Genomic DNA, 3458 nt, shown 5'->3' on the forward strand with positions numbered 1-3458 from the left:
CGATCGCTCCCGCGAATCGCGCCAAGCGGATCCCGAAGGGGCGATCGCACTTTCCCTTCTGCCTCAAAATTGTCCAGAAACAAAGAAACCCGGTTTCTTGAAGAAACCGGGTTTCTTGTTTGCTCGGCTTGGGCGATCGCCCCCGCATTGAGAATTGAATAAAGAAGGCGATCGCGATCGTTTTTCCGGTGATAGTGATAAATTCTACTTCATAGCCCAAACCTTCTTGATGGACTAAAACGACCGTGCCAATATCGCCAGATTTTAAATCATATTCTGGTAAATCTGCGGTTAAAACTACGCTATCGTGTTCTTAAATCATTGATTTAAGACTATAACACGCCGAAGAACACGCTGTATAAAAAACTAGAAGTTACGGTGGAGATAATATATATCACCTTTAACTTTTGAAGCTCAGTCATATTTATATTAAAATTGTGAACGTAGCCAGTTCCAAAATTTGCTGATGACATCTTTTATTTTGAGATAAATTGCATAAAGCACATTGGCTAACCATTCTGTAAAAGCTTCAAGAGAGGCTAAAATCACTCTTCGTGTTGTTTCTTCTAAAATGTCGAGTTCTTCTATAACTAGCTGCTTTTCGTAATCACTTAACGCCATTGAGATGAACCTCGCCAAAAAAACTAACTAAAAAAATTACGAATGGATTGCCACAAGCTCCTCAAAGCATCCCTGACTTTGCAATAAATTGAGTAAAGTTTGTCATACAACCAATTACCAAAAGCGTCCACTGAGGCCAAAACTTTGTCTAATTCGCTTCTGTCAAGTTCATCCAGCAGTTCCACCACCCGGCGTTTTTCTTCATCTGTCATTTTTCCCATAATAGCGTTACCTCTTACCATCGAATGATGGTCTGCAAACTATCCAAATAACCAGTCCCAAAGGTCATTTAACCAATCTCTTACTTTACAGTAAATTGAATAAGCGCTGTTACGCAACCAATTTTCAAAAGCCTGTTGAGACGATAAAACCTTTTGTTGCTCTTGATAATCCAATTGATCGAAAATCTGCTCAAGTCTTCTCTTGTCAGCTTCGGTTAAAGCCATTTTCTATACTCCTTAGCGCTGAGGAGTAGGAAAGTCTCTAAGCCACTCAGAGATTTTTATAATCATCTCTTGGTCGTCTGCAAAATCTCTGGTATTGGCTTGCAAAATGAGAAATACTAAATCACAGGAAGGAATTATCTCTTGATAAATTTTTTCATACTCTCGATCTTCTGCCATACTGCGTCCATAGCCTGGTAAGTCAACAACAGCTAAACTTCCGCCGCTAGAGAGGGAAAATTCTTTCATTTGAGCCTGAGTTGTACCAACAATCGTGTGGCTCGTTTTCCATTGTGCATTAAACACACTATTAAGGGTTGTTGTTTTCCCCACACCGGCTTTGCCAAGGATAGCAACTTTGGGCGGGATTCTGCGTTCTTGTCTGAATTTATCCAGCACCAAGTTTAACTCATCCTCTGAGAGAATTTTTCTCATTTCATCGAACATTCTGTCTTTGGCATTAACTTCTTTGCCTTTACTTTTTGCTCTTTTTCGCCGCTCCTCATCGGCAAAAGCTTTCACTTCTGGATCTGCCAATTCAAAAGGATCGGCTGGTTGTACGTTATCGAGTTTGAATCCCGCGTAGGCATTTTTGATGATTTTAGTTAGCAAAGGTAGCAAACGGTAACGCTTCAGCGCCGAATAATATTCGATGTTATCAGCAGATAAATGAGTGTATCTACTTAATCGTTGAATGATATCTTTGCTTCGACGCTCAATTTCTTTTTCAGCCTTTTGGGTAGGCAGATTTAAGCGATCATCCCACCCATCGGGAATCATTTTATCGACTTGGTTTAAACCAATGACAAGCCGAATTGGAGTTTCCTGACTTTTTCCAAATAGAGCACTCAACATGATTCAACCCCTTGTGAATATTTTAGTTTTCAAATTTTCTAAACCCCAACCATAAACAGATGTGTGTGGGATAATTTGTTTTTTGTCAAAACTGACTTTTCCATTGATAGCACTTTGGAAAATTCCGTAAACATCTTCTATCTTTTCAGAGAGACGGTTAAGTTGGTCTTTGGAAGGTTCTCCTCGCTCAAGATTAAATCCATCTTCTCCTTCATCAACTCCCAAGCAATCTATTTTATTAAGAGCGACAATCAGAAAAATATCTGGTTGAAATAAGGGCAGGAACTTGGTCAAAAAAATCTCATCCCGCTTGTAAGCTCTCGTATCTGCTTGAGTCACCCACACTAAAGAATGGGTTTGAGGTATCCACTCTTCATAGTGAGGCATATAGGTTTCATCGTCAGTCAGACTCTCACCAATTCCCGGCATATCAACAACTCGTACTTGCTGATAGGGAAAACCAGTATAGTGAGAGTTGTCTAAATAGGCAATCTGAGGTTCTTTGGTGCAAGCAACAGCATTGTCAGTAGCCCAATTCAGTCCAAACAGAGAATTGAGAGTGCTGCTCTTACCAACACCAGTCTTGCCAAAAAATAACACTGTCAGTTCATCGGGTTTAAGCAAGGCTACATCTTTGTTTACTTGTATGACTATTAAAAGCTTATTGTGAATTTTTCGGTGATGTCAAGTCTTAAAAGTACGGACTTTTGTACGATCGCCCAACCGACCAAAAGTACGAAATGTACGAAAAATACGATATAGTATCATCTGTCACATAAAATTTTTTCTGACCTATGGATATTGATGAAGTGTTAAAACTGACTGATGACCTAGTTTTTGGTCAGACAGGAATGCACCTGGATTACTTGCAGGAGGAGATTCTTAAGGGAACTTTACAATCTAAAACTTACTCGGAAATTGCCAAAGAACTACATTTAAGTAAAAGTCATGTGAGGAATACCGGCTCGGAACTTTGGAAAATTCTGTCAGAATATTTAAAGCAAGATATTACTAAAACCAGTTTTAAATCTATATTAGAAAAAGCAAATTTAGATAATATTTTATCTTTAGTTATTGGTAGTAAGATTGGACGAGATCATATTGGACGAGATCGTGTTGGACGCGATTATGTAGCGATTAATAACTTGAATATCTGTCCGGCAAGTGCCAGATCATCGCCTTCTTCCCCTGACTCTTCCCCTAACTCTTCTTCTCACTCTTCCCCCACCCAAAATTCTTCACCCATTATCGACCTAACCGACGCCCCAGACCTCAGCGATTTTTACAACCGCAACACCGAACTAAATACCCTCAAACAGTGGATCTTACAAGACCAGATCCGCTTAATTACCATCTATGGACTCAGTGGCATTGGCAAAAGCGTACTAACCAGACAACTCATCGAACAAATCAAGCCTGAATTTGACTATATTATTTGGAAAAGTCTCACAGAAACTCCCAACCTTTCCTCCCTAAAAAACCAACTGCAACAATTTTTTGCCCAGTCACAAAATCCCCCATTACCCACAATAATTGATT

7 protein-coding genes are annotated in these 3458 nt (G+C 39.6%); 1 reads left to right on the top strand and 6 read right to left on the bottom strand.

What is annotated here, in order from left to right; translation table 11 throughout:
• The 6 genes from AM228_RS33845 to AM228_RS35840 all read right to left on the bottom strand — a co-directional run.
• The coding region (locus AM228_RS33845; protein WP_231636981.1) for a hypothetical protein at positions 1 to 220 on the bottom strand (220 nt) is incomplete at its 3' end.
• Between the two features lie 209 nt (positions 221 to 429).
• Complete coding sequence (locus AM228_RS28530) at positions 430 to 621, bottom strand: hypothetical protein (protein ID WP_054470411.1); 192 nt, start codon at positions 619 to 621, stop codon at positions 430 to 432.
• A gap of 23 nt (positions 622 to 644) precedes the next feature.
• Positions 645 to 842 (bottom strand): hypothetical protein, encoded by a 198-nt coding sequence (locus tag AM228_RS28535; RefSeq protein ID WP_197285449.1) that lies wholly within the window; start codon positions 840 to 842, stop codon positions 645 to 647.
• A 39-nt stretch (positions 843 to 881) separates the two neighbouring features.
• Positions 882 to 1067: a hypothetical protein gene (locus AM228_RS28540; protein ID WP_054470413.1), complete on the bottom strand. Its 186-nt coding sequence runs from the start codon at positions 1065 to 1067 to the stop codon at positions 882 to 884.
• Positions 1068 to 1079: 12 nt separating this feature from the next.
• Positions 1080 to 1919 carry a GTPase gene (locus AM228_RS35835; protein ID WP_054470415.1) on the bottom strand — a complete coding sequence of 280 codons (840 nt, stop codon included), beginning with the start codon at positions 1917 to 1919 and terminating at the stop codon, positions 1080 to 1082.
• 3 nt (positions 1920 to 1922) lie between these two features.
• Positions 1923 to 2543 (bottom strand): GTPase, encoded by a 621-nt coding sequence (locus AM228_RS35840; RefSeq protein ID WP_231636982.1) that lies wholly within the window; start codon positions 2541 to 2543, stop codon positions 1923 to 1925.
• 170 nt (positions 2544 to 2713) lie between these two features.
• Between AM228_RS35840 and AM228_RS28555 the strand changes: the two genes are divergently transcribed.
• Positions 2714 to 3458 (top strand): ATP-binding protein (locus tag AM228_RS28555; protein WP_231636983.1); only part of this gene is annotated, 745 nt, incomplete at its 3' end.

The organism is Planktothricoides sp. SR001 (assembly GCF_001276715.1).
GTDB classification, from domain to species: domain Bacteria; phylum Cyanobacteriota; class Cyanobacteriia; order Cyanobacteriales; family Laspinemataceae; genus Planktothricoides; species Planktothricoides raciborskii.